This window comes from uncultured Campylobacter sp., assembly GCF_938031315.1.
Lineage (GTDB): Bacteria > Campylobacterota > Campylobacteria > Campylobacterales > Campylobacteraceae > Campylobacter_B.
The window spans coordinates 1-3,962 of the sequence record NZ_CALHHT010000292.1; the positions used below are offsets into that span (position 1 = coordinate 1).

Annotated in this window: 4 protein-coding genes; 3 read left to right on the forward strand and 1 reads right to left on the reverse strand. The window is 48.7% G+C overall.

Translation table 11 applies throughout. From position 1 onward, the window contains the following. The first annotated feature begins 18 nt into the window (after positions 1–18). The 3 genes from Q0236_RS07220 to Q0236_RS07230 all read left to right on the forward strand — a co-directional run bounded on the left by Q0236_RS07220 (position 19) and on the right by Q0236_RS07230 (position 2,942). Positions 19–420 (forward strand): MBL fold metallo-hydrolase, encoded by a 402-nt coding sequence (locus Q0236_RS07220; protein ID WP_297916480.1) that lies wholly within the window; start codon positions 19–21, stop codon positions 418–420. Then, positions 387–899: an MBL fold metallo-hydrolase gene (locus Q0236_RS07225; RefSeq protein WP_297916482.1), complete on the forward strand. Its 513-nt coding sequence runs from the start codon at positions 387–389 to the stop codon at positions 897–899. The genes Q0236_RS07220 and Q0236_RS07225 overlap by 34 nt, the downstream gene beginning before the upstream one ends. Positions 900–1,334: 435 nt before the next feature. After that, positions 1,335–2,942 (forward strand): phosphoethanolamine transferase, encoded by a 1,608-nt coding sequence (locus Q0236_RS07230; protein ID WP_297916484.1) that lies wholly within the window; start codon positions 1,335–1,337, stop codon positions 2,940–2,942. Positions 2,943–3,147: 205 nt separating this feature from the next. Here Q0236_RS07230 and Q0236_RS07235 read toward each other — a convergent pair. Beyond that, positions 3,148–3,962: LysR family transcriptional regulator (locus Q0236_RS07235; RefSeq protein ID WP_297916486.1), on the reverse strand; the 815-nt coding region annotated here is incomplete at its 5' end.

A 3,962-nucleotide genomic window follows, 5' to 3' on the forward strand; every position in this document is an offset into this window, starting at 1 on the left:
GGGGAGTGAATTTTTACGATGATTCCGCCGCCTGCGGGCAAAAACCCGAGCGTGCCGTTGCCGAGCGTGAAATTTGACGCTGCGGCGCTGCAAAATTTGAAATTTGCGTGGTTCGGCCACTCGAGCTCGAGCGTTATTTTCAAGCTCGAAGAGAAGGTCATTTTGACGGATCCTGTATTTTACCGCGCCTCGCCGCTTCCGATAGGCGGCGCGCCTTTTGAATACGAGCAAACGCCGAAAATATCGCAACTGCCGCATATCGACGTAGTTTTGATCAGCCACGATCACTACGATCATCTGGATTACAAGGCGATTCGCGAGCTTGACGAAAAGGTAGGTCTCTACCTCGTGCCCCTGGGGTGCGAGCGCATCTGCTACGCTAGGGCGTGCAGGACGGCAAAATCATTGAGTTTGATCTGAAGCAGAGCCAAGACATAGACGGACTGCGATTTACGCTCGAGTCCGCAAGGCAGTTTAGCGGGCGGAGGCTACGGAGCAACAACTCCACGCTTTGGGGCTCTTGGGTCGTACAAACGCGAAGCTTTTCGGTATTTTTCGGAGGCGATATCGGATATGGCGCGTATTATGAAGCGATCGCTCAAAAATACGGCGAATTTGATCTCGTGATGCTCGAAAACGGCGCATACGACGAGAATTGGGCGCAGATCCATGCTTTCCCCGAGCAGACTGCGCAAATCGCCTCACAGCTGCAAGCCAAGGCGCTTCTGCCGATTCATTGGGCAAAATTCGATCTTGCCTACCATCCGTGGCAGGAGCCGATGCAGCGCCTCTATGCCACCTCGCAGGGGAGAAATTACGTGCTTGTAACGCCGAAGATCGGCGAGGTGTTCGATCTGCAAAACCCGCCGCAGAAGCGGTGGTGGGAGGATGCGAAGTAGGGCGGCTCGCGACTTTTGCCGATATAGTTGCGGTGCGAAATTTCACGCTTTTAGCCGCGCAGTGCCGCTTCTTGCTCTTGCGTCGCCGCAGCGCGGAGCCTCCCGCAAAGGGCTGTTTGTGTAAATTTACGCGCACGCCGCAACCAGGCTCAATTTTATAAATTTGCGCGGAAGCTATCCGTTTGAATTTCGCGCTTTCTGCTTAAAGCCGATAGATCGCGGCATCGGACGCAAGAAGCCGTTTGCGTAAATTAAATGCGCTCTCTTTTATAAAAATATAAATTCGGCGCGAAAGCGCCTCTCGCCTAAATTTCGCGCGGCTAAATTTAAAATCTCGTTTAAATTTAACCGCACCCCTTTTAAAATTCGGCCCTTTTACCGAGCATTTACCGCGCAGTTATACAATCACGCTTTCAAATTAATTCGGAGAACGCGATGTTCAAAAACATATCCCAGCAAAGGCTGATTTTCCTATCCTCGCTCGCTTTTACGGCATTTTACAACTTTTCGTTTTTTAAAAATTTCATAGCCACTTACGACACGACGCCGCAAAGCTTGGGCTATGCGCTTTGTAGCGCCGTGATTTTGTGCGCGTTTTTGACACTGTTTTTCACGCTGCTAAGCTCGCGCTACACGAGCAAGGCGGTGCTCATTTTCGCCTTTATCGTCTCGGCGTTTACGGCGTATTTTATGGATAACTACGGCGTCGTGATCGATTCGGAGATGATTAGAAACGTGACGCAGACAAATTTTAACGAATCCGCCGATCTTTTTAGCGCGAGATTGGTGATCTACGTCGCGGTACTGGGAGTTTTGCCCGCGGTGCTCGTTTATCGCGCTCCCGTGAGTTACCGCGGCGGGCGCGGCGAGATCGTCGCCAAACTCAAGGTCGCGGCGATCTGCATCGTCCTAATCGTCGTTCTAATGCTGAGCTTGAGTAAATTTTACGCTTCGTTTTTTAGGGAGCACAAATCCCTGCGCTACTATACGAATCCGACCTATTGGATCTACAGCACCGCAAATTTTGCCGCAAAGAGCGCCAAAAAGACGCCCTCGGTATTAAAGCGTATCGGCACCGATGCGACGATCAACGAAGCCGCCACGGAACCCAAAGAGCTCGTGATCCTCGTCGTAGGCGAATCGGCGCGGGCGGATCACTTCGCGCTCAACGGCTATGCCCGTCCTACCGATCCGTTCCTAAGCGCTCAAAGCGGCGTCGTGAGCTTTACGAACGTCAGCTCGTGCGGGACGTCGACGGCGCAGAGCGTACCGTGTATGTTTTCGCTGCTAAACCGAGATGAATTTAGCGTCGCCAAGGCCGGCGAAGTGCAAAACGTCCTGGACGTGCTCAATACGACCAAGGACGTCAGCATCTTGTGGCGGGATAATAACTCCGATTCCAAAGGCGTGGCGCTTCGCACGCAATACGAGGACTTCAAAACGCCGCAAAATAATAAAATTTGCGACGTCGAGTGCCGCGACGAAGGGATGCTTGAGGGTTTGGATCAATTCGTCGCTGCTAACGCCGGACGCGACATCCTGATCGTCCTTCACCAGATGGGAAACCACGGGCCCGCATATTTCAAGCGCTATCCGAAAAAATTTGAAAAATTTACCCCCGTGTGCGAGAGCAACCAGCTTGAGCAGTGCAGCACCGAAGAGATCACCAATGCCTACGACAACGCGATCGTATATACGGATTATTTTCTTTCTCGCGTGATAGATTTTTTAAAACCCTACGCGAAAACTCACGAAACGGCGATGATTTATATGAGCGATCACGGCGAGAGCCTAGGCGAGAACGGGGTGTACTTGCATGGCATGCCATATATGTTTGCTCCAAAAGCTCAAAGGCATATCGCGAGCGCGATTTGGCTAGGCGATGGAAAAATGCGCGAAAAATATGATCTGCATGCGCTCAAATCGCATAAGGATGACGCTTTTTCGCACGATAATCTTTTTCACACGCTGCTTGGAATTTTTGAAGTAGATACCAAGGTGTATAACAAGGATTTGGATATTTTAAGCGGAGTGAAAAATTAGAATTTTGCACTAAATTCCGTCGTAAATTGTGAGTGAAATTTTAGCAATAAAAGATTCTATTGGCAAAATTCTAATTTAAGCTTAGTTTGAAATTTTACCTAAACTTGAGCAAAATCCGCTCCAAAAATTTTTTATGCAAAAGCTAATGCAGAGGCAAAGTGCTACAAAATCTCAATCTCTCATTTATCGTTGCGAGATATGAATTTTAAATTTCATTAGAAATTTTACGTGCAGTTTTGATAAACGCCTGCGCCAGATGGTTTAGACGTTTGCCTTTTTTGTAGGCAATTATCAGCGTATTATCGAGCTCGCGCGCGCCTACATCAAAGAGCTTTATCCTGCTCGCCTTATCCTCTTTTATCATCTGCGGTATGCTAAAGCACGCTCCTGCGCCGCTTGCGACGATAGCATTGGCGATATCAAAGGTCTCCGTACGGCATAGCACTTTCGGCGCAAATCCCGCAGCAGCAAAAAATGCATCTATCTGCTCGGCGCTTCTTAGGCTTTGATTAGGCAGGATAAATCTTTCCTCTTTTAAGCGCGAAATGTCAATTTTGGGAACAGATTCGTTTTTAAACTCAAGCGAGAGCGGATGGGTGGAGCTTAGAGCGACATAGGTTTTTTGCGTTAGAATTTTAACCCCGTCAAGCCCGCTCATATCGATGGGCAGTATCACCATACCGACATCAAGATCACCTTGAAGTAGCATTTCGCGAATGCTAAGCGCAGAAGAAAACTGCGTAATTTGCAGATCCGAATCCTTAAATTTCTTGCAAAACATCGGCAGTAGCGACGGCAGTAGATTATAGCCGTTTTGCGAAAAACCGATGCGAATTTTATCATTTTTTACGCCGCTTATTTCAGAGATATCGTTTTTTAGGTCGTTTATGGCGTCAAAAATGACTTTGGCTTTACTAGCATAAATTTTTCCCGCGTGCGTAAGCGAAATGGGATTACTCGTGCGGTTAAAAAGCTGCGTTCCAAGCTCACGTTCCAGTGATAAAATGCTCTGTGATAGCG